The organism is Undibacterium parvum, from assembly GCF_003955735.1.
GTDB lineage: Bacteria > Pseudomonadota > Gammaproteobacteria > Burkholderiales > Burkholderiaceae_D > Undibacterium > Undibacterium parvum.
In genome coordinates this window covers 3251965-3274578 of sequence record NZ_CP034464.1, presented here as the reverse complement: position 1 = coordinate 3274578, position 22614 = coordinate 3251965, and the positions used below count along the sequence as shown (strand labels likewise).

The window sequence follows — 22614 nt, the reverse complement described above, 5'->3', positions numbered from 1 at the left end:
TACCCGGCGAGTCATAGCGGAACTAAGCCGCCGGACTAATTATTTAGCGTCTTTAACTTCTTTGAAGTCTGCGTCAACTACATCATCATCCTTGGCTTGCGCATCCGCTGCACCTGCTGCACCAGCTGTGCCTGCAGCAGCTTGTTGTGCCTGCGCGTCAGCGTAAACTTTCTCGCCCAACTTCTGTGAGGCTGTCGACAATGCCGCCAGTTTAGTATCGATCTCAACCTTATCGCCGGATTTCAAGACATCTTCTACGTCCTTGATCGCTGCTTCGATTTTCTCTTTCTCACCAGCCTCGAGCTTATCGCCATGCTCAGCCAAGGATTTTTTGGTAGAGTGAACCAAAGCATCGCCCTGGTTGCGAGACTCAGCCAATTCCTTGGCTTTTTTATCTTCTTCCGCGTTCAACTCGGCATCTTTCACCATGTTTTGAATTTCTTCTTCAGTCAAACCGGAGTTTGCCTTAATGGTGATCTTGTTTTCCTTACCGGTTGCCTTGTCTTTCGCGCCCACATGCAAGATGCCATTGGCATCGATATCAAAAGTCACTTCGATCTGTGGTGTGCCACGTGCTGCTGGTGGAATGCCTTCCAGATTGAATTCACCCAGACCTTTATTACCAGCGGCAATTTCACGTTCACCCTGGAAAACCTTAATCGTTACCGCAGGTTGATTGTCATCTGCAGTTGAGAACACTTGGCTGAACTTAGTTGGAATCGTAGTGTTTTTCTGTATCATTTTAGTCATTACGCCACCCTGGGTCTCAATACCCAAAGACAAAGGTGTCACGTCCAGCAACAGCAAATCTTTACGGTCACCCGACAATACTGAACCTTGAATTGCAGCACCAACAGCAACTGCCTCATCCGGATTCACGTCTTTACGTGGCTCTTTACCGAAAAATTCTTTAACCAGCTCTTGCACTTTAGGCATACGAGTCATACCGCCGACCAGAATGATATCGTCGATGTCAGACGTCTTAACGCCAGCATCTTTAATCGCCATACGGCAAGGTTCGATGGTTTTCTTGATCAATTCCTCAACCAGCGCTTCCAGCTTGGCACGAGTAACTTTTAAATTCAAATGCACAGGTGCGCCGTTGGCCATCGCGATATACGGCTCATTGATTTCTGTTTGCTGTGCGCTAGACAATTCGATCTTGGCGCGCTCAGCAGACGCCTTAATACGCTGCAAAGCGATAGGGTCTTTGGATAAATCCAAACCATTGATTTTTTTGAATTCGTCTATGATGTAATCAATAATGCGTTGATCAAAATCTTCACCGCCGAGGAAAGTATCGCCATTGGTAGACAAGACTTCAAACTGCATTTCACCATCAACGTCGGCGATTTCAATGATGGAAACGTCGAAGGTACCGCCACCCAAATCATACACAGCAATCTTACGATCACCTTTTTCTTTTTTATCCAGACCGAAAGCCAAAGCAGCAGCAGTAGGCTCATTGATAATACGCTTTACGTCTAAACCAGCGATACGACCCGCATCTTTTGTTGCTTGGCGCTGCGCATCATTAAAGTAAGCTGGAACAGTAATAACTGCTTCGGTCACTTCTTCGCCCAAGTAATCTTCAGCCGTTTTTTTCATCTTACGCAAAACTTCGGCAGAAATTTGAGGAGGTGCTAAACGCTTATCGCGCACACTCACCCATGCATCACCGTTGTCGGCCTTGGAAATAGAATAAGGCATCATGCCTATATCTTTTTGAACTTCTTTCTCGTCGAATTTGCGACCTATCAAACGTTTTACTGCGTACAAGGTATTCTTAGGATTAGTGACCGCCTGACGCTTAGCAGAGGCACCGACCAAGATCTCGCCATCTTCTTGATAAGCGATAATTGATGGTGTAGTGCGCGCACCTTCAGCATTTTCGATTACTTTAGGCTTGCCATTTTCCATTACAGCTACGCAAGAATTTGTTGTACCTAAATCGATACCGATCATTTTTCCCATGATATTTCCCTATAGATTTAATATTATTTTTGAATTTTGCTGAGTCATGAAGACCAGCTTATTTTTAATATTAGGCAAAACCACCCTTTTTCAAGATAATTTCACCTATTTTTTCTAGCTTTTTTTATTTTGTTTGTGCCACGGTGACTAAAGCTGGTCGCAACAATCTATCTGCGATGGTGTAGCCTTTTTGCAATACAACGACGACTGTATTCGCATCTTGTTCAGCGGGAACCATGGAAACAGCCTGATGCTTGCTCGGATCCAGTTTTTCGCCCTGAGTCGGATTAATTTCAATTAAGCGATTCTTTTCAAAAGCGGATATAAGTTGCTTCAACGTCATTTCAACGCCTTCTTTGATCGACTCCAGTGAAGGAGTTTCAACCTTCAATGCCATTTCCAAGCTATCTTTAACAGGAACCATGGCTTCTGCAAAGCTTTCAATCGCAAATTTATGTGCTTTGGAAATGTCTTCCTGAGCACGACGACGAATATTCTCGCCCTCAGCCTTAGCGCGCATAAAGGCATCCTGCAACTCCAGCACCTTCGCCTCCAATTGTGCCAAAGTGTCGCTTGGCACCTCTAAAACTTCAGCTATGTTTTCGACATCAGTCACAATAGTTTCAACTGGATTGGTGTTCTCCACCGGCTTTTCTTGCTCTTGCATTAACAATCTCCAAAATTAAAAACAATGGGATAGAAATGGGGGGATATTCATGCCATTTCAAGGGCTAATCTCAAAGAATTTCAAAGAAATCGGAGCTCCATGCATTTCACAAAGGAAATTAATGCTTCACAGATATAATTTATTATCTACAAACACGATCTATCACTCCTTCTCGCGTAAAATCATGAGATTTTTCTCTGCGCATACAAAAGTTTAAACTTATACAATACGGCGTGGAAAAATAGCAAATAATGGCCGTCATAACTGTCACGCGCGCACTCTCTGCAAAGGTAAAAAGAGTAATTTTCAATTCAATCGCAATTATTGTCGCCGGCACATTTTTAAAAAATTAGACAATGTCTGGCAACTATGCCAAATAGCAATTGAAGAATTCAAGAAAAAACAGAATCTAATCGAAGAGCATTTCGGTTTTTCTGTTTAAAAAACGCAATTCAATAGCCGAGTAAGCGAATATGAATACATCTAAACAAAATGCGTCCATTTTATTGACAGGCGCCACTGGTTTTGTCGGACAAGGGATGCTCAAGCAAGCCTTACAACAATCTATAGATGTTTGCTGTGTCAGTCGCAAGCCTATGCAAATCATCTCGGGCACGGGCGGGAGTATGCGCAATATCGTCATGCCTGAACTGGCACCCGATACCGATTGGAGCACGGCACTGTCCGGCATCAATAGCGTGATTCATTGTGCAGCAAGGGTACATGTGATGCAGGAAACCAGCGCCGATCCGATTAGCCTGTTTCGACAAGTAAATGTAGCTGCCACTTTAAAGTTAGCGCAACAGGCAGCCCAAGCTGGCGTGCGCCAATTTATTTTCATCAGTTCGGTCAAGGTCAATGGTGAGCAAACCCCACACGGCAAGCCGTTCACCGAACAGAGTAAGCCGCAACCTGAGGATGCCTACGGTATTTCTAAACATGAGGCCGAACTTGCCTTACTAGAATTAGGGCGAAATACCGGTATGGCAATCACGATAATCCGACCGCCTTTAGTCTATGGGCCTGGCGTGCGCGCCAACTTTCTGAGTCTACTGCAAAGCGTAAGGCGCGGTCTGCCACTGCCTTTGGGGCGCATCCACAATAAACGCAGTTTCGTCTATCTCGATAATTTGGTGAGTCTGGTATTGTGCTGCCTGGATAATCCCAAGGCCAACAACCAGGTATTTCTGGCATCGGATGGTCACGATCTGTCCACCACAGAACTACTACAAGCTTGTGCAATAGCACTGGACGTGCCATCCCGCTTAATCCCATTCCCCGCCAAGCTACTGAGCCTCGCTGCCAGCTTGATCGGAAAAAAATCCATGGCCGACCGGCTTTGCCAGTCCTTACAAGTGGATATCAGCAAAGCAAAGCAAATATTAGGTTGGACTCCGCCTTACACGGTAGCGCAAGGTTTATTGGCTACAGTAAAAAATATAAAGACATCATGAACCTAAAACGACTATTTGACCTGACCATCGCCCTGCTCGCAACCTGCCTGCTGCTATTGCCCATCTTATTGGTGGCGTTATGCGTAAAACTGACATCGCGCGGTCCTGCCGTATATTGGTCGGACCGCGTCGGTCGTAACAATGCCATATTCCGCATGCCAAAATTTCGTAGCATGCGTATCGATACGCCCTCTGTCGCCACCCATTTGTTAGGCAATCCGGATCAGTATTTGACGCCTATCGGTTCTTTCCTCAGAAAATCGAGTCTGGATGAACTACCCCAGTTATGGAGCATACTCAAGGGCGACATGAGTCTGGTCGGTCCTAGACCGGCGCTCTATAATCAGGATGATCTGATTGCCCTGCGCACAGAAAAACAGGTGCACCTGATCGTTCCCGGTCTAACCGGCTGGGCTCAAATCAACGGGCGTGACGAACTACCGATCCCAGACAAAGTAGTGCTGGATGTCTACTATCTTGAGCATCAGTCTTTCTGGATGGATATGCGCATCTTGCTCTTGACGTTTTTTAAAGTAATCAAACGCGATGGTGTTACACATTGATACGTATTTGTCGCGGCTTAATCGATGATTAACCGGCAAAGACACCTGTATGTCACGCAGCACACGTATAATTAAGGCAATATGATTATTGCAGCACTCGGACACCTAACACATGGAATTTCTTCTCGTACTACCGCGCTTTAAAAAGCAGCTCATCACTGCCATGGTAGATGCCATCTGTCTGCCCATCACCTTTATTCTGGCGATCTGGTTGCGCTATGACACCTTCAATCTGGCGTTATTCTCTCAGTATTTTTGGCTCATCATCGCAGTGCCTCTTGTGGCAGTTCCGATTTTTATCCGCATCGGTCTGTACCGTGCCGTGATCCGCTATATCGATCAAAAAATCATCGGGGTCGTATTCATAGGCGTCACCTTGTCAGTACTCGGACTGGCCTTCATCGGCATCATGACCCATATCATCGCGCCTTCGCGTGCCGTGTTCGGCATTTACTGGGCCGGTGCCTTGCTGTATGTCGGTGCCAGTCGTTTTCTGGCGCGCGCTTATCTGGTCGGCGTGGATCGTAATGAAGACACTGTCAAAATCGCCATTTATGGTGCTGGCTCGGCCGGCGCACATCTGGCCACGGCTCTGCGCAGCAGTGGCGCCTATACCTGCGTGGCCTTCATCGATGACAATAAAAGTTTGCATGGTTCCTTAATTGCCGGGATTGCTGTTAGCTCGCCCGATAAGCTCGCTGAGCTGATCACACGCTTAAATATAAAAGAAGTATTGCTGGCCATGCCTACCATTTCCAAAGCGCGCCAAAAACAGGTTTTGGATCATTTGGAAGCCTACAAAATTCGCATCAAGGTGACGCCCTCGATTAAGAGTCTGGTCAATGGGGAATTGCGCGTACAAGATATACGCGATGTAGAGATAGAAGATTTGCTGGGCCGCGATACGGTAGAGCCCGATGCGCGCTTACTTGCCGCCTGCATCACCGGCAAGAACGTGATGGTGACCGGTGCTGGTGGCTCTATCGGATCTGAGCTATGTCGCCAGATTTTAGCCCAGCGGCCAGCCCAACTGGTGCTGCTGGAGATGTCAGAATTTGCCTTGTATGCGATAGAGCAAGAACTGAGCGCCTTACGCCAAACTACCCAGATCAAGTGCGAGATTATCCCCTTTCTTGGGAATATTCATGATGCCGCAAAACTAGATAAGATCTTCCGCGCCTACGACATCAATACCCTATACCATACCGCCGCCTATAAACATGTACCACTGGTGGAGCATAACCCGATCGAAGGCATACGCAATAATGTGTTTGGTACTTTGCGTCTGGCGCAAGCGGCGATGGCGGCGCAGGTAAATCATTTCGTTTTAATTTCTACCGATAAGGCGGTACGCCCAACCAATGTGATGGGTGCCACCAAACGTCTGGCTGAACTGATTTTGCAAGCCTGCGCCCGGCGTCAGAGTGCCACCCGTTTTTGTATGGTCAGGTTTGGCAACGTACTCGGTTCTTCCGGCTCGGTAGTGCCGCTGTTTCGCAAGCAGATCATGCAAGGCGGACCGATCACTCTGACGCACCCGGAAATTACGCGCTACTTCATGACCATTCCAGAAGCGGCACAATTAGTGCTACAAGCTGGTGCCATGGGTGAAGGCGGCGACGTGTTTGTGCTCGACATGGGTGAACCGGTGCGCATCATCGATCTGGCGCGCCGCATGGTGCATCTGTGCGGGCTGGAAGTAAAATCAGAGACGACACCAGAAGGCAGCATAGAAATCAATCATGTCGGTCTGCGTCCTGGTGAGAAACTGTATGAAGAATTGCTGATCGGTGACAACGTCGAAGGCACCAGCCACCCGCTCATCATGCGCGCCCAAGAATCAGAAATCCCCTGGGATCTATTGCAGCTATCTCTGCAACAGCTAGACGCGGCTTGCGCTGCCTTTGATCATCAGCAAGTACGCGCGCTATTGCAACAATTAGTCCTTGAGTACGAGCCACAATGCGGCATAGAAGATTTCATCTGGCAGGCCAAATTGGCAGCGCCCGAAGCGCCACTCTCTAACACCGTTCTGCATTGATACCCGCAAACTGCTCGTCAAGTCTCCAACATTATTTAAACCTAAAAACTCAACTCTTGGTAAACCACTATGTCCCTGCTCTCCCCTAGTATTTTTAAAGCCTACGATATCCGCGGCATTATCGGCAAAACCCTCGATGCCAAAGTCGCTTACCAAATCGGTCAGGCGTTTGGTTCGGCAGCCCTGGCAAAAGGCGAAGCAAGCGTGGTCATCGGTCGTGACGGCCGTCTTTCCGGCCCGGAACTGACTGCCGCATTGGCACAGGGTTTGCAATCGACCGGTGTCAACGTCATCGATCTGGGTATAGTCGCAACGCCCATGGTGTATTTCGGCACGCATACGCTGGGGGCTGCTTCGGGCATCATGGTGACCGGCAGCCACAATCCTCCCGACTACAATGGTTTCAAGATGGTCTTGGCCGGTGAAGCGATTTATGGCGATGCGATACTGGCACTGTATCAGCGCATCTTGCATAACGACTTCGTTACCGGCAGCGGTAGCTACCACACGCACGACATCAAGGCCGCCTACCTGGCGCGAATCGTCGATGACGTCAAACTGGCGCGTCCCTTGAAGATCGCGATTGATTGCGGCAATGGCGTGGCAGGTGCTTTCGCCGGCGAAATGTACCGTGCCATGGGTTGCCAAGTGACAGAATTGTTTTGCGAAGTCGATGGCACATTCCCGAATCACCATCCTGATCCGGCGCATCCGGAAAACCTGCAAGACCTGATACGCTGCCTGCAAAATGGCGACGCTGAAATCGGTCTAGCCTTTGATGGCGACGGCGACCGTCTCGGCGTAGTGACAAAAGACGGCCAGATCATTTATCCGGATCGTCAATTAATGCTGTTTGCCGAAGACGTGCTGACCCGCAATCCTGGCGCGCAGATTTTGTATGACGTCAAATGCACACGCCATATCTCGGCCTGGGTCAGAGCACGCGGTGGTGTGCCGCTGATGTGGAAAACCGGTCACTCACTGGTCAAAGCCAAGTTGCGCGAAACCGGTTCACCTTTGGGCGGCGAAATGAGCGGCCACATCTTCTTCAAGGACCGCTGGTATGGTTTTGACGATGGCATGTACGCAGGCGCGCGCCTGATGGAAATCTTGAGCAAAGTCAGCGAAATGACCGCTACCCTCAATAACTTGCCGCAATCGGCCAGTACCCCGGAACTACAATTGCAATTAAGCGAAGGCGAGAATTTTGCCATCATCGCCCAGATGCAAGCCAATGCCAACTTCCCAGGCTCGGATGAAATCATCACGATAGACGGCCTGCGAGTCGAGTATCCGGATGGTTTCGGCCTGGCCCGCTCATCGAATACCACACCGGTGATCGTGATGCGTTTTGAAGCAGAAACACCGGCGGCGCTGGCGCGCATACAAGCGGCGATCAAGCAAGCGGTGCTGGCCGTCAAACCGGATGCAGACTTCCCTTACTAAGTAGGCCAACCGCAAACACCCACATACTCCCCTAGGTATTTTTTGTTTGCGCACTAAATACGTGCGCAAACAGCTAGATTTTAAATATTTTAGGGGGAGTATATGGAAATCTCTCCTTCTACCGTCAAGCAAGCATAGTGAAAATCTTACTCGTCCGCGTCTCATCCCTGGGGGATGTACTCCACAATATGCCGATCGTGGATGACCTGTTGCAGCACTACCCAGAGGCCCAGATTGATTGGGTGGTCGAGGAAGCCTATGTCAATCTGGTCAAACTTAATCCCGGCGTGCGCAAAGTGTTTCCGTTTGCCTTAAGGCGCTGGCGTAAAAATTTGGGCGATGCGCTTGGCAAGCAAGAGCTACAAAATTTCTTTAAGGATTTACGCCGCGAAGAATACGACCTGGTGCTGGAGACTCAGGGTTTGCTGAAAACCGGTCTAATCATGGGGCTGGCGCGGATTAAGGCCGGCGGCAAAAAAGTCGGCTTGGCCAATGGCACCGAAGGCTCAGGTTACGAAGCGATCTCACGGGTTTTTCATAGCGAAAGCGTGAAGGTCGACAGCCGTACCCATGCGGTTTTGCGTGGCCGTCTGGTGGCGGCACAAGCTTGCGGCTACCGCGTCAACACGCCAGCCAGTTTCGGCTTACGTGGCTCGGCACTGCATCCGGCCTGGATGCCCGCCAAACCGTATGCGGTGTTTTTTCATGGCACCGCCGGCGCCTCAAAAAAATGGGCGCGCAGCAATTGGATCAGCATCGCACGCACACTGATGCAAAAAGACATGCCGATCTTGCTACCGTGGGGCAGTGCAGAGGAAAAAGCCGAGGCCGAACAAATGGCAGCACAGATGCCCAATGCCACTGTCTTGCCGCAATTATCCATGCAAGAAGCGACCGTGTTAGCACAACGCGCCGCCCTGGCGATAGGCGTCGATACGGGTTTAACGCATATCGCGGCAGCTTACGAGACCCCAACCATAGAAATTTATTGCGACTCGCCACGCTGGAAAACTGAGGGCAATTGGTCGTCTAAAATTATCAATCTAGGCGACCAGGGCAAACCTGCCAGCGTAGGAGAAGTTGAGCGCGCCATCCACAGCTTAATACCAGACAAAACTTAGACTAAGCTCAGATTAAACCTGGATTAAACTCAGACCAAAAAAAACGCGCCGATAGCGCGTTTTTTATTCGTATCGTCTAGATACTTATTTCGATTCTTCACCCAGCAAAGCATGCTTGAGCTTGTCATCCGCTGGGCTGGCACCTAGCCAAATCCTGAGCAAGGCATTATAGAAATTCGGATCTTGTATCGTGTCGCCGATTTTTTTGCCGTTATACTGACTCACCACGCCGGTGCCGGGCAGCCAATCTACCGTCAAGACATCGCCTTTTTTCATCTCGGGTATGGTGGCAAACATCTGGCCAAAGCTAAGCATGGCATTGACTAATTTCGCACGCTCCGCCACTTCTGCATTCTTGCGTATGCCGTCCATGAAACGCTGACCGAGGTCATCACTACTCAGATCTCTGAGAATGACCAAGGACACCCGTTTTGCGCCCGGCAAGGCCAGTACCTCGGCCGTCGTGGTTTTCTTCTCTGTCATATACAGCGCTGCCGTGTAGACCTTGAAAATCACTTTATAGCGTATCCCGGCGCCATTGAGTTTGAGTTGCTGGGTGCCGACCTGAGCCGTGTCTTCTATCTTCACTCCCGCCAACTCCAGCGCCCCAACCGGAACCGAAACTGCCAATGCACAGGCCGCCAAAAATAGTGCCAAACGTCGATGTATAGAAACCCCAAATGTCATACTGCCCCCAAGAAATGGTCAAACATTAAAAAGCGAACGAACGTATTATTTTATTATTCTAGGATAAAGATAAACTCCCTTGCTGGCAAGCATATCTCCAATAAATAGACATGCTTAGGGGCAAGACTCTAGCCCCTAGCTCTGGTGTTTAACAATCTGCGCCAATGTTTGGATTACCCAACTTGCGCTCGCTTATCGCAGGTTCTGCTTGCGCTGTACAAGCATGACAAGAATTTCAACAAATTCCCGCTTTTAGGGTATATTCCACGCTTAACGAGAATTTCTTACAAGGAAGTATCGCCGCTGCGCTGTACTTCTTAAAAATTAACACCACCTGCATCCCTTATGCGTCTTATTTACTCTCTCGTCTGGTGGCTAGCCTTACCGATCGTCTTACTGCGTCTGTGGCTGCGTGGCCGCCAGGAACCTGGCTACCGCCAACACATCCTTGAGCGCCTCGGCTTTTACACCAGAAAGCCAGATACTAGCGCCCAGACCATCTGGGTGCATGCGGTATCAGCCGGTGAAACCCGTGCCGCCGAGCCACTGATACGCGCGCTCTTACTGCGCTATCCTGATCATCGCATCTTACTCAGTCACATGACACCGACTGGTCGCGCCACTGGCATCAGCCTGTTTAGCGATGTCGCCGAGCGCATCACACCGGTGTTTCTACCCTACGACATCGACAGCATGATACGGCGTTTCCTACGCCATTTTTCACCGCGACTCTGCATCTTGATCGAGACTGAGGTCTGGCCCAATCTGGTGGCGCAATGCCGCCATGCCAGAGTGCCGGTGACGCTGGTGAATGCCCGCCTCTCTGAAAAATCTCTGAAAAAAGCCATCAAACTTGCCTCCCTCATCTTGCCAGCAGCCAGAGCTATCCATTACGTCGCCGCGCAATCCGGGCCGGATGCCGAACGACTGCTAAAGCTAGACGTACAAAGACTCTGTGTCACTGGGAATATGAAGTTTGATGTGAGCCCACCAGCGCAGATGGCAGAACGTGGCGCCCGCTTGCGCCAGCAGTTAGGTAGCAGACCGGTGTTTATCTGCGCCAGCACCCGCGATGGCGAAGAAGAACTGCTACTCAAGGCCTTTGTCGCGCTAGCTCAACCACGTCCGCTACTGATACTCACGCCGCGCCACCCGCAACGCTTCGATCAAGTTGCGGCCATGCTGAGCGCGCACCAGCTCACGTATCTGCGACGCTCCGCGCTTCAATTGGAACAGGCCCCAGCCGCACTGGCAGAGAATATCGACGTCATCCTCGGCGACAGCATGGGCGAGATGTATATGTATTATGCAGCGGCCGACGTTGCCTTCGTCGGCGGCAGTCTGGTGAATTTGGGCGGGCACAATCTGATCGAAGCCTGCGCCATGGGCAAACCGGTACTCACAGGCCCCTACACCTTTAATTTTTCTGAAATCACCGAGCAAGCCATCGCCGCCAAGGCCGCCCTGCGCGCCGCCGATGCCACCGAGCTGATGGCACTGGCACAGCAACTGCTCGCCGACCAGCCCAAGCGCAGCGCCATGGGGAATAATGCCCACGCTTTTTTCATGCAACACCAGGGCGCGACCGCAAGAACCATGCAAATGCTGGAACAGTTTTTGTAAAATTCCCCTGTATTATTTTTTTCAGTGCCCTGCCAACGCGCATATTCCATGCGGCTTTCCAAGGCATATTGGCCTGCAAGGCGCATGAAATATGCGCAGCAGGCCTGCCTGTTTTTAAACCGGAAAACTACTTACAGCTCTGCCCACTGGCGCAAGAGGTTGTGATAATGTCCGGTCAGGCCTATCACTTCGTCGCAATCGCCTAGCCGGTTTCTGAGCTTGTGGATATTCTGGTCTAGCTCAAACAACATGCTGCGCTGGGCGTCGTCGCGCACCATGCTTTGGGTCCAGAAGAAGGAACAGACTCGCGCCCCGCGCGTCACCGGCAAAACCTGATGCAAGCTGGTCGATGGATACACGATCAGATCACCGGCCGGCAGCTTCACCTCATGCGTGCCATAGGTATCGACCACTACCAACTCACCGCCTTCATACTCGTCCGGATCACTCAAGAACAGAGTGGATGAAACATCGGTACGCAAGCTCACACCACTACCGGGCAATTTGCGTACCGCGCCATCAACATGCAGACCGTAATGTTGGCCACCTTCGTAACTATTGAAGAGCGGCGGTATCGTGGTGCGTGGCAAGGCGGCAGCGAAAAACAGGGAATTTTTTGCCAGCGCTGCCAGCACGATCTGGCCTAATTCCAGACTCAATGGCGAGTGTTCAGGCAATTGCCGGTTCAGCTTTACCATCGCCCCCTGCGCGCCCACCGTGGCGCGACCATCGGTCCAATCGGCCTCTGCTAGTTTTGCGCGCATCTTCGCCACTTGCTCAGGGCTCAACACGTTAGGGATATGTAGCATCATACAAATTTCCTTAAAAAACAAAAAACCCCAAGCGCACACAGACATGCGCGCTTGGGGTCATTAATACGTGCAGAAAAAACTGCACAAACAAGCTAACACTAAGCCGGCATCAGAACGCGATATTGGCCGTCACACTGAAAGAACGAGGCGCCCCCGGCGTGTAACGATAGCCGCTCTTATTGATAGACGCTACGTATTCTTTATCGGCGAGGTTATATAGATTCAATTGCAAATCAAGATTTTTACTCACGCGATACGAAGCCATTGCATCAAACACCCAATACGCTTCGGTATTGACAGGAGTGCCAACGGCACCGTCTTTACCACGCGTCAATTGATCCACGTAGCGGGCGCCACCGCCTATCATCAAGCCCATAGGCAGGGTGTAGGAAGTCCAGGCAGTAAAGGTCTGTTTCGGTGTGTAATTGAGATTATTTACACCACTGGCAGTGACCACACTACCGGCTTCCACGCTGGTGTCCATATGTGCATAGCCAGCACTGATCAGCCAGCCGCGCACGATCTCGCCAGTCACACCTAACTCCAAGCCTTGCACACGTTTTTTTCCAGTCTGGCGATACGTCAAATCGAGCGGATCTTGTTCAACTTCGTTCTTCACTTCGGTTTGATACAGCGCCGCGGTGAATGCCAGTTTTTGCTGCAAGAAATCCCACTTGGTACCGATCTCTTTGGTGATGGTTTCTTGCGGATCAAACTTAGGATTGGCGGCACTACCGGCTTGTGCGCTTAAGGCAAAACTATTCCCACCCGGTGGCTGCTTCGAGGTCGCCACCATCGCGTACACACTGCTATCGGCAGTCGGTTTATACAGAGCGGCCAACTTACCGTTGATTAAAGTGCCACTAGTGTCGATTGCCAGCGCACTCATGGTGCCGGGCGGTATGCCTTTACCTGTCAACTCAGAAATACTGGTGTAAGTGGTGCTGTAATGATCGGCGCGCAGGCCAAGATTAAATTGCCATTGCTCACCGAGCTTCAAGGTGTCAAACACATAGGCGCTTTGGGTGCTGGTGCTACCATCAGTGCGTTCGCCATTACGTTGCAAGTTAAAATCACTCACCGGAGCGCTAGGGTCGGGATGATACAAATTCGAATTTGGTAAAATTCCCTTCCCTTTATAGAAAAAGTTGGTTTGTTTCTCGTTAATAAATTCCAGGCCCGACACCACGGAATGAGCGATCACACCAGTGGTAAATTGTGCGGTCAGCGTAGTTTGGTTGGCGAAGATTTCGTTAACTTGATCTTTCACGGTAGGGATGGTGCGCGCCATGGTCCAAGTCGACAGATCAGTGGCAGATGGTGTCAACAGCCCTTCGCTATGGGTACGGTAGGAAGTGAGTAAATAGTTCTGACTGTTCTTACCGTAGCGGCTAGTATTTTGCAACTTGCTGGTGCTAGAGAAATCATGCTCTACCCGCACAGTCGCCATATCGGCCGTGACCTTATTAAAATCAGTCATGGCACCGTAAAAATTCTTGCTATCAACCTTAGGCGCATTCGTGATGAAGGGGCGCTTAGGGTCTGGACTGGTATAGCCAGGCAAGCCTATGGTAGGGACGCCGCCATCGGGTAAATTATCTTGCTTCACATGCAGATAATTGAGGTTCACGCGAGTCGCGCCATTCAAACCAAAGGCGAGACTAGGGGCAATCGCCCAACGCTTGTTTTTAACTTCGTCACGTGCCGGATTGCCACTATCCTGATCCATCAGGTTCACGCGAAAAGCAGTGCCGGTCTCGGCGTTAATGACTTTATTCCAATCGGCCGTAACGCGTTTGTTACTGCCGCTACCTGCGGTGACCAGCGAGTAAAAAGCATCTTCCAGTGTCGGCTGTTTTGAACTTAAATTGATAGAACCGGTTGGCGAACCACGACCACTATCGGTGCCCGCCGGGCCTTTCAAGACGTCGATCTGCTCAATATTAAACATGTCGCGCGAGATCGAACCGAGATCGCGTACACCATCGACATAAATGCTGCCCGAGGTATCAAAGCCACGCATGTAGACCGCGTCACCGGTACTGGTGCTGCCGTTTTCACCCAAGAAAAACGTGCCTACGCCTGGCGTATTGCGCAGAGCTTCAGTTAGCGTGACTGCGCCTTGCTGCTCTATCAATTCGCGCTTGATGACGGTGATGGTTTGCGGCGTATCGACCAGTGCTTCGGTGTATTTGACCGAGGCGGCCTTATCGGCCTTGAATTCATTGACGCCTTTTTTACTTCTGTCGCCAGAGACATTGATCTCTTTGAGGCCTTGCGTACTGCTCTCATTTTTTGTAGCTGCGGGGCTAGTCGCCACATCGGCGGCGAGCGCAGTTTGCGCTGCGAGAGGAAGTAACATCACAGCCAGAGCGCTACTCATCTGGACCGAAATTTTTTGCTTGGGAGTGTTAGTTGCGTGCTTGCGACTGGTAATGAAAGCCATGAAATCTCTCTGAAAATGTTAAAAGAGTAGCTGGCTAATTCACATACGAGGTCAGTGCAAAGCGAGACGCTGATACTTTATTTGGCTGGCGGAAAGGTGCTGCGATTTTTTAGCATTGTAACGAAGTCTAACAAGATTGTAAATGCGAATTAATATCATTTAAAAGATACTCAACTTAAAACCCGCCAACAAAACCCTAGAAGCTTGTCGCTTGCAGGCGTAAAATTCGCATCCTTAAACCCTCTACTTTATTTTTCGGACGCAGCGCATGTCATTAGATTTTCCTTTCAAGCAGCACAGTTTGTGTGCCCTCTTTTGCATCCTTAGTGGCCTCGGTTTAAGTAAGTGGAGTGTGGCCAACAATACTGCCAGCGCCGCTGATCTGAACAAAGCGCCAAGTGCTGTGCCGCAAGGCATGCTCAGTTTGGAGGGTATGTATCACCCCACCAAAAAACTCAGTTTCGAGACTGTGCCACTGACCCAGTTATCCTGGGATAAGCAAGATAGATTGATAGAGTCGCAGACCAAGGATGGCATAACGCAGTTATTCGTGATCAATCCTGACAACTGGGAAAAACAAATACTGCCGCTCGATGGCAACTTATTGGGCATACTCAAAACGGCTGCGATCGATGACAAGCAGGCGCTCAAGATTGCCGAGAAACTGGCGCCGCAAATTAGTCCTCAAATCAGCGTCTACCTGTTCAACTATCAGAACGACATCTGGCTACTCGATCTAAAAAATCAGCTGGCGCGCGCCTTAACTAGTACTCCGGAAGTGGCGGAAGATGAGGCCTTACTTTCGCCCGATTTTAAGTCGGTCGCCTACCTCAAAGGCAATGATCTGTATGTGACCGATCTGGCCAGCAGCCAGGAAACCCGACTTACCAGCGGTGGCAGCGAGACTGTGTTTAACGGCCGGCTAGATTGGGTTTATCAGGAAGAGGTTTATGGACGCGGTTCTTTCCGCGCTTTTTACTGGTCGCCGGACTCGCAACGCATCGCCTTTCTGAGCTTAGATGAAACGAAAGTCCCGCTCTACACACTGGCGGGCGAGCACGCACAGCCGCTCAAAACTAATCTCACTCGCTATCCCAAAGCGGGCGACCCAAATCCGCTCGCCAAGTTAGGCGTGGTAGATCTGCAAGCCAGATTAAGTTGGGTCGCCGATCCCTATCCAGGTCAAGAAAGTCTGATCGTTCAGGTCGGCTGGACACCGGACGGCAAACTCCTCAGCGCCTGGCAAGATCGGGTACAAACCTGGCTGGATTTACGTATCAATACGCACAACAATGAAAGCAAGCTGATCTTGCGTGAAAGCAGCCCCGCCTGGACCGAGCGCCTGCCATTGCCACACTTTCTCAAGGATGGTAGTTTTATCTGGGAGTCGGATCGTACCGGGCATAGGCATCTGTATCGCTATCTCAATGATCAAGGCAAGTTTACACTGCAAGCAGCCGTCACTGAGGGCGACTGGGATGTGCGTCATGTCTACGGAATCGACCAAAACAAGGGTAAAGTCTACTTCTCCGCCAACGCCCACAATCCTATCGGTGTTGATCTGTACGCCACCAATCTGCAAGGCGGAAATCCGCAAAGGCTAAGCAGCGAAGGAGGCGCGCATAAAGTGCGTTGGAACGCTAGTTTCACCCATTATCTGGACAGCTGGAGCGGCCTCAGGCAAACGCCAAAACAAGCCTTGTTTAGCGACAACGGTGCATTACTCAAATTGGTCGACGATCAGGGCACCCCTGAAAACATGCGAGGACTAAAACTGGCCACGCTCAAGCAGCAGCAAATCAAAGCGCGCGATGCTCACTTACTGGAAAGTCTGTTATTTCTACCGCCCGATTTCGATCCGTCCAAAAAATACCCGGTGTATCAGCATCTGTATGCCGGACCGATGGCGCCGCAAGTAATCGATCGCTGGACTAGCAATCTGTGGCATCACTTTTTAGCCCAGCAAGGCTATATTGTCTGGATACTCGACAACCGCAGCGCCAGCAATAAAGGAGTTGTCAGCGCCTGGCCCATCCACAAAAAACTTGGTCAGCTAGAACTGCAAGATCAACTCGATGGTCTGGAGTGGTTGCGTAGCCAAGGCTGGGCCGATATGCAGCGTATCGCCCTCAATGGCTGGAGCTATGGCGGCTATTTCACGTCCTATGCGATGACGCATAGCCAGGCATGGAAGATCGGTTTGGCGGGAGCGCCGGTCACCGATTTCCGTCTGTACGACAGTATCTACACCGAGCGCTACATGGGGCTGCCAAAAGACAATGCCACTGGCTACGATCAGGGCAGCGTATTGAAGGCGGCCAAAGACTTAAGCGGCAAGCTACTCATCATGCACGGCACCATGGATGACAACGTACACCCGCAAAATTCCATCATGCTGATCGATGCATTGATCAAAAACGGCAAAGACTACGAGCTGCAGCTCTATCCGAATAGTGATCACAGCGTGCGTGGTGACTGGGAGACCTGGTCATTGCAAAAAGCCAAATGGAACTTTATAAAAAATAATTTATAGAATTTCCCGGCTTTAGAGCGATACCGATTGCTGCAACTGCTGTGCGGCTATCGTTTGCAAGGCGAACCAGTATGTGCAAGCGGGCATTAAGACAATTGCACCAGTTCGCCGCTCTGATTGAATGCCAAATACTGGCTGATATTGCCATTCCGCAGGGATTGCACCATCATATCCAGCGGCCGGTTGGCTTCCTCGGTACTTGGTGCGACGCCGCCCTTACCCGACATGGTCGTCACGAACACAATATCCCAACTCTTGCCGGTATGTGAGGACTCTGCCGCCAGATGGGCAAAATCGCGCAATTCTGTGCTTAGTTTGTCGACGCACATGACCGCGGCAAGCGCACCGCCCTGGCGATTTTCAAATAACTGTTTTTCTTCCGGATTAACGCCAGGCGGCAATTCTGCCTTGGCGAACATAAACAACAATCTCTGCGGCTGTGGCTGCGCTCTAGCGGCCTCTAATAAGTCGGCAAAACTACTAATTTCCACGATGTTTTCCCTATAACTAATTCAAATTTTGAATTAAATAAGCTTACGCCAACTTATCTTTCCAGCATACCAAGTGTCCAGAAATTCTTGAGTCGCATCAAGGAAAAAACAGAGCCTAGGGTTATAATGCCTGACGCGATTTGGCTTTGGCATGAGCACTTTTAACAAAATTCCTCTGCAACAATTTCCCTAAAAACATACTCTTATTTAATCAATAATGACGATTTCGACATAGTTCTCTGTGTCGTCTTATTTCCCAAGTATTTTTTGTTTCTTGCTTTTTGTTTGCCTATTGTTTGCTTGTTATTGCCCCGTTCTGCCGCTGCTCTGACCCTGTGCTGGCCCTGTTCTGCCCCTGTTCTGCCCCTGTTCTGACCATATTGTTAATCTGTTATTAGCTATTTCTTTTTGTTCTTAAGTTAATTTCACGTTTTACCCAAATTTCGCCGCACTCCACTCACCGTTACCACCACTACTTATTCATCCAGATGAACGCCAACGAAAAAATGTTAGGACTGACTGAAATGTCGCCACAAGAAATCTCTCTCGATGTGTTACTAGAAAAATACGCCAAAGGCGAAGAAAGCAGTATCCAGGACGTACAAGCGCGGGTTGCCAGCGCCTTAGCCAGTGTCGAACAGCCCGATTTCCAAGCCTATTACGAAGAAAAATTCTTGTGGGCGCAAAAGAATGGTTTCGTCCCGGCTGGCCGGATTAATTCCGCCGCCGGCATGGATTTGCACGCCACCCTGATTAATTGCTTCGTGCAACCGGTAGGCGATTCGGTCTCCTCCACCACCAATGGCAAGCCGGGTATCTATACCGCCTTGTCCGACGCTGCAGAAACCATGCGTCGCGGTGGTGGTGTCGGTTACGATTTCTCGACCATACGCCCGAAAGACGCACTGGTACGTGGTACCCGTTCACGCGCCTCCGGCCCTGTCTCTTTTATGCAAGTGTTTAATGCTTCTTGCTCCACGGTAGAATCAGCTGGTGCGCGCCGTGGTGCGCAAATGGGCGTATTGCGCGGCGACCATCCAGACATCCTCGAATTCATACGTTCCAAAGACCAGGGCGGCCTGACTAATTTTAATATCTCCATCGGCGTTACCGATGAGTTCATGAACGCCGTCGCTAACGATACCGATTTCTGTCTGGTGCACAAAGCTGAACCTGGCGACGAGAAAAAAGAAGCCGGCGCCTATCTGCGCGAAGATGGTCTGTGGGTACACCAGACCGTCAGAGCCCGCGATCTGTGGGACGAAGTCATGAAATCGACTTACGATCACGCCGAGCCTGGTATTTTGTTTTTGTCGCGCATGAACGCAGAAAACAATCTGTACTACTGCGAAACTATAGAAGCGACCAACCCTTGTGCCGAACAGCCTTTGCCTGACTATGGCTGCTGCTGCCTCGGTTCGGTCAATCTGACGCGTTTCGTCAAAGCAGCATTCGGCAATACTGCCAGCTTTGATTTTGATACTTTTAAAGAAGTCGTCACCCTGGCAATTCGCATGCTGGACAATGTGCTGGAAGCCACTGCATGGCCTCTACCACAGCAAAAAGCCGAAGCCATGTCGAAGCGCCGCATCGGCCTTGGCTTCTTGGGTCTGGGCAGCACGCTGGTGATGATGGGTCTGCGTTACGACTCAGACGAAGGCCGTGCTCTGGCACAAAAAATCTCAGAAGTCATGCGCGACACTTCGTATCTGGCATCGATAGAACTGGCCAAAGAAAAAGGCGCGTTCCCGCTGTTTAACAGCACGAAATACCTGGCTGGCGTGTTCGCAAAACGTCTGCCTAAAGCCATCCGCAGCGCCATGTCCAAGCACGGTCTGCGCAACTCACACCTGCTGTCGATTGCGCCTACCGGCACCATCACCTTGGCCTTCGCCGACAATGCCTCTAACGGTATAGAACCGGCCTTCTCTTGGGTATACAACCGTAAGAAACGCATGGCCGTTGGCGACAGCAAAATCTATGAAGTCGCCGATCACGCCTGGCGCCTGTATCGCCACTTGGGCAACGACGTTAGCGATGACAATAAGTTGCCGCATCAGTTTGTCACCGCGCTCAATATGTCGGCCAGCGATCACATGAAGATGCTGGAAGTGGTGCAGCCCTTCATTGATTCGGCGATTTCAAAAACCGTCAACGTGCCGGCTGATTACCCTTACGAGGACTTCCAAAATCTGTACATGGACGCCTGGCGCGCAGGTCTCAAAGGCCTCGCCACCTACCGTCCGAACAGCATTTTAGGTAGCGTGCTGTCAGTCGCCAGCACCACACCGGATGTACCAGCAGTAGCATCCATTCCAGATGACGATTTACTGCGCAAGCAATTCGATGGTCGTCCGTTTGGCGACCTGGAGTCAGTCACTTCTAAAGTGCAGTACATGACTTACGAAGGCAAGAAAACGGTTTATCTGACAGTTAGCTTCATTCACATCCAGGGTGTTGTCGGCGGCGAGCGTGCCACCATAGAAAGACCGTTTGAATTCTTCATGCCAGCCGGCCAGAAGAACGATGGTCAGCAATGGATATCGGCCAGTATGCGTCTCTTGTCGATGGCAGCGCGTTCGGGTGGCTCGATCGCCAAAGCGCTGGCCGACATGCGCGAAGTGGTGTGGGACAAGGGCACGGTACGCTGCGGCATGATCACCAAGGAAGACGGTTCGCAAGCGCCGATGTTCCATGAATCAGAAGTAGCCGCCATCGGTTACTCGCTGCAACGCATCTTGATGAAACGCGGCTTTTTGGATGCTGCCGGCAATCAGGTACCAATCACGGTACTGGCAGAAAAATTCAAAAACAAAACCTTAGCCTACGGCATGGATGACCTTGCCTACGAAGCAGATGCGGCACCCATTACCTATACGGCTACCGGTAAAAAATGCCCGGATTGCGGTGCCTATGCCTTGCAAAAAATCGACGGCTGCAGCCGTTGCGTTTCCTGCGGTTATGTCGGTGCTTGCGGCTAATTCCACAGCAGACGATTGTTGATTATTTTTGATTGACGTTGAGTTAAACTAACTTAAACTAACGAGGGCCAGTGAAATCACTGGCCCTCGTTTTTTTATTGTATTTATTGCGCACTGAGTGGGCGTATGCTGATTTTGACGACCTCGGGCGAGTACACTTTTTGATATGCACGCCAGGCTTCGCCAGATTGCCCAGCCTGCTCCAGCATCTTAGCCAGTTTTTCGCGGTCAGCCTGAGTCAGCGCAGTCTTGGATAAATAGCTACCGCTATACGACCAGGCCAGCTCATCGAGTGGTTCAAATCTGAGTTTTCCTAGCATATCTTCAACCCGGCTATCGGCTTGCAACTCGCCAGTGAAAATACTCGGCGCCATAATCGTGGCACTCGTTGGGCGCAGTTTAAGTAAGCGTGCCACCGACAGCGGCTCACTTTCAAACGACACGCGCGCTTGCTTATTGAGCTCATCGATCAAGCGCTGATACTCGGGACCGTAATCAAAACCACGCACTAAAATTAAATGCATGTCAGATTGCTTGAGGACATCCTTGAAATTGCTTATGGCCGGCCGTGAAGTCGCGATAGAGATCAAGGTTGCCCGAATACTCACCATAGGAAAAAAGATACCAAATTCGTCTCTGCGCGGCGTTTTTATGGAAGCCAACATCATGTCAGAGTTGCCAGCCTCAAACATCGCTGCCACCCTCGCCTTGGGAACACTGGTAAAGGCAAAGCTGCAGGCATTTTTCTCACCGAGGCGGCGCAGTAAATCGGGGAAAATCCCGTGAATTTTCTCACCGGCGGTAATCACGCTCAAGCCGGTAGCGGAAACCGGAACGTTGATGACGCGGGAACACTCGGCATGCAACTCGGCCGAGAGGCATAAAGCGCTGCAACTAAGCGCTATTAAGCGTATTAACTTCGAGGAATAAAAGGCGGGCATTTTTTTGAGGTCTCTCAGAAAAAAGACATAAAATTCTCACCGAGGAACCATGCTACGCTTATTAACTCACTTTTGCATCTCTTAATTTTTCCACAAACTATTTTCTTGGAATTCGACAGAGAGCCGCTCAAAACTATGCTGTAGTCGCCGCTTAGACCCGCTCCAGCGCCCTATGTTCGCCCTCGGGCAGCAGGATTTTAATCGTATCATCAGGACTAACTATCCCTGTCACCAGCACGATACCCATTACCCCGGCTTTGCGTATCAATTCTCCCTCGGGACCAAAATCAAGCACCGCGGAGAGTAAGCCGGCTTGGAAATTTTCTATCTGCGCGCAAGGATTGCGTAAGCCCGTCAGCTCAACGATAGCCTGCGTCCCCAAATGCAGCTGGGTGCCCACAGGCAGCGCCAGCAAATCGATGCCACGGGTAGTAATATTTTCACCCATCACCCCAGGGCTGAGCTGAAAACCTTGTGCCGCTAGCTCGTCAAACAGCTCAGCGTGCAATAGATGTACTTGCCTTAGGTTAGGTTGACTAGGATCTAAGGCCACGCGAGAACGGTGTTTAACGGTAACGCCGCAGTGCGCATCGCCTTCGACGCCTAAGCCTTGCAACAGTCTCAGTTGCGAACAACTGTTCTTGCTAAAATTGTGATTTGTGTCTTTGTGAACGGCAATAATGCGTGGATTCATAGGGGCTAAAGAGGGGGCTAGATAGAGTCAGAGTTTGGATGCAGCACATGGATCGCCGTTATTTTATCTGTTTTTCAACATGCAGAAATCATACGCCCATTTTATGCAAACTCTGGGCCTAAACTATGCGCTCTAAGCTC

16 protein-coding genes are annotated in these 22614 nt (G+C 50.5%); 8 read left to right on the top strand and 8 right to left on the bottom strand.

Going from position 1 to position 22614, the window contains the following annotated elements; genetic code table 11:
• Positions 1-39: 39 nt before the first annotated feature.
• Together dnaK and grpE are read right to left on the bottom strand one after the other, a co-directional pair.
• The gene (gene dnaK, locus EJN92_RS14315) at positions 40-1974 is read right to left on the bottom strand and encodes a molecular chaperone DnaK (protein WP_126128447.1); all 1935 of its coding nucleotides are present in this window, start codon (positions 1972-1974) and stop codon (positions 40-42) included.
• 124 nt (positions 1975-2098) lie between these two features.
• Positions 2099-2641 carry a nucleotide exchange factor GrpE gene (grpE, locus tag EJN92_RS14310; RefSeq protein WP_126128446.1) on the bottom strand — a complete coding sequence of 181 codons (543 nt, stop codon included), beginning with the start codon at positions 2639-2641 and terminating at the stop codon, positions 2099-2101.
• A gap of 473 nt (positions 2642-3114) precedes the next feature.
• Here grpE and EJN92_RS14305 point away from each other — a divergent pair, with 473 nt between their 5' ends.
• From EJN92_RS14305 to waaC, 5 genes are all read left to right on the top strand, one after another.
• Entirely contained in the window at positions 3115-4095 is a 981-nt protein-coding gene (locus EJN92_RS14305; RefSeq protein WP_126128445.1) for a UDP-glucose 4-epimerase family protein, read from the top strand.
• Positions 4092-4658, top strand: coding sequence for a sugar transferase (locus EJN92_RS14300; RefSeq protein WP_126128444.1), 567 nt, complete (start codon positions 4092-4094; stop codon positions 4656-4658). The genes EJN92_RS14305 and EJN92_RS14300 overlap by 4 nt, the downstream gene beginning before the upstream one ends.
• A 112-nt stretch (positions 4659-4770) precedes the next feature.
• Positions 4771-6699: a polysaccharide biosynthesis protein gene (locus tag EJN92_RS14295; protein WP_126128443.1), complete on the top strand. Its 1929-nt coding sequence runs from the start codon at positions 4771-4773 to the stop codon at positions 6697-6699.
• Positions 6700-6768: 69 nt separating this feature from the next.
• Entirely contained in the window at positions 6769-8145 is a 1377-nt protein-coding gene (locus EJN92_RS14290) for a phosphomannomutase/phosphoglucomutase (RefSeq protein ID WP_126128442.1), read from the top strand.
• Between the two features lie 137 nt (positions 8146-8282).
• On the top strand, positions 8283-9266 hold the full coding sequence (gene waaC, locus EJN92_RS14285) for a lipopolysaccharide heptosyltransferase I (RefSeq protein ID WP_126128441.1): 984 nt from the start codon (positions 8283-8285) through the stop codon (positions 9264-9266).
• Positions 9267-9350: 84 nt separating this feature from the next.
• Here the strand turns inward: waaC and EJN92_RS14280 are convergent, their stop codons facing one another.
• Positions 9351-9953, bottom strand: a complete 603-nt coding sequence (locus EJN92_RS14280; RefSeq protein ID WP_194074938.1) for a chalcone isomerase family protein — start codon at positions 9951-9953, stop codon at positions 9351-9353.
• Positions 9954-10298: 345 nt separating this feature from the next.
• On the opposite strand from EJN92_RS14280, the gene waaA reads away from it, so the two are divergent.
• Positions 10299-11576: a lipid IV(A) 3-deoxy-D-manno-octulosonic acid transferase gene (waaA, locus tag EJN92_RS14275; protein ID WP_126128440.1), complete on the top strand. Its 1278-nt coding sequence runs from the start codon at positions 10299-10301 to the stop codon at positions 11574-11576.
• Positions 11577-11707: 131 nt separating this feature from the next.
• On the opposite strand, the gene EJN92_RS14270 is transcribed toward waaA, so the two are convergent.
• Together EJN92_RS14270 and EJN92_RS14265 are read right to left on the bottom strand one after the other, a co-directional pair.
• Positions 11708-12388: a Fe2+-dependent dioxygenase gene (locus tag EJN92_RS14270; protein WP_126128439.1), complete on the bottom strand. Its 681-nt coding sequence runs from the start codon at positions 12386-12388 to the stop codon at positions 11708-11710.
• Between the two features lie 109 nt (positions 12389-12497).
• A complete protein-coding gene (locus EJN92_RS14265) occupies positions 12498-14834 on the bottom strand; it encodes a catecholate siderophore receptor Fiu (RefSeq protein ID WP_126128438.1) in 2337 nt (778 codons plus the stop codon).
• 268 nt (positions 14835-15102) lie between these two features.
• Between EJN92_RS14265 and EJN92_RS14260 the strand changes: the two genes are divergently transcribed.
• Positions 15103-17367 carry a S9 family peptidase gene (locus tag EJN92_RS14260; protein WP_126128437.1) on the top strand — a complete coding sequence of 755 codons (2265 nt, stop codon included), beginning with the start codon at positions 15103-15105 and terminating at the stop codon, positions 17365-17367.
• 86 nt (positions 17368-17453) lie between these two features.
• Here EJN92_RS14260 and EJN92_RS14255 read toward each other — a convergent pair whose 3' ends face one another.
• Positions 17454-17858 (bottom strand): ribonucleotide reductase subunit alpha, encoded by a 405-nt coding sequence (locus EJN92_RS14255; protein WP_126128436.1) that lies wholly within the window; start codon positions 17856-17858, stop codon positions 17454-17456.
• Between the two features lie 488 nt (positions 17859-18346).
• Between EJN92_RS14255 and EJN92_RS14250 the strand changes: the two genes are divergently transcribed.
• Positions 18347-20839 carry an adenosylcobalamin-dependent ribonucleoside-diphosphate reductase gene (locus EJN92_RS14250; protein WP_126128435.1) on the top strand — a complete coding sequence of 831 codons (2493 nt, stop codon included), beginning with the start codon at positions 18347-18349 and terminating at the stop codon, positions 20837-20839.
• A 104-nt stretch (positions 20840-20943) separates the two neighbouring features.
• On the opposite strand, the gene EJN92_RS14245 is transcribed toward EJN92_RS14250, so the two are convergent.
• Both EJN92_RS14245 and EJN92_RS14240 read right to left on the bottom strand, forming a co-directional pair.
• Positions 20944-21780: a type 2 periplasmic-binding domain-containing protein gene (locus EJN92_RS14245; protein ID WP_126128434.1), complete on the bottom strand. Its 837-nt coding sequence runs from the start codon at positions 21778-21780 to the stop codon at positions 20944-20946.
• A gap of 151 nt (positions 21781-21931) precedes the next feature.
• Positions 21932-22474 carry an MOSC domain-containing protein gene (locus tag EJN92_RS14240; RefSeq protein ID WP_126128433.1) on the bottom strand — a complete coding sequence of 181 codons (543 nt, stop codon included), beginning with the start codon at positions 22472-22474 and terminating at the stop codon, positions 21932-21934.
• Positions 22475-22614: the final 140 nt, after the last annotated feature.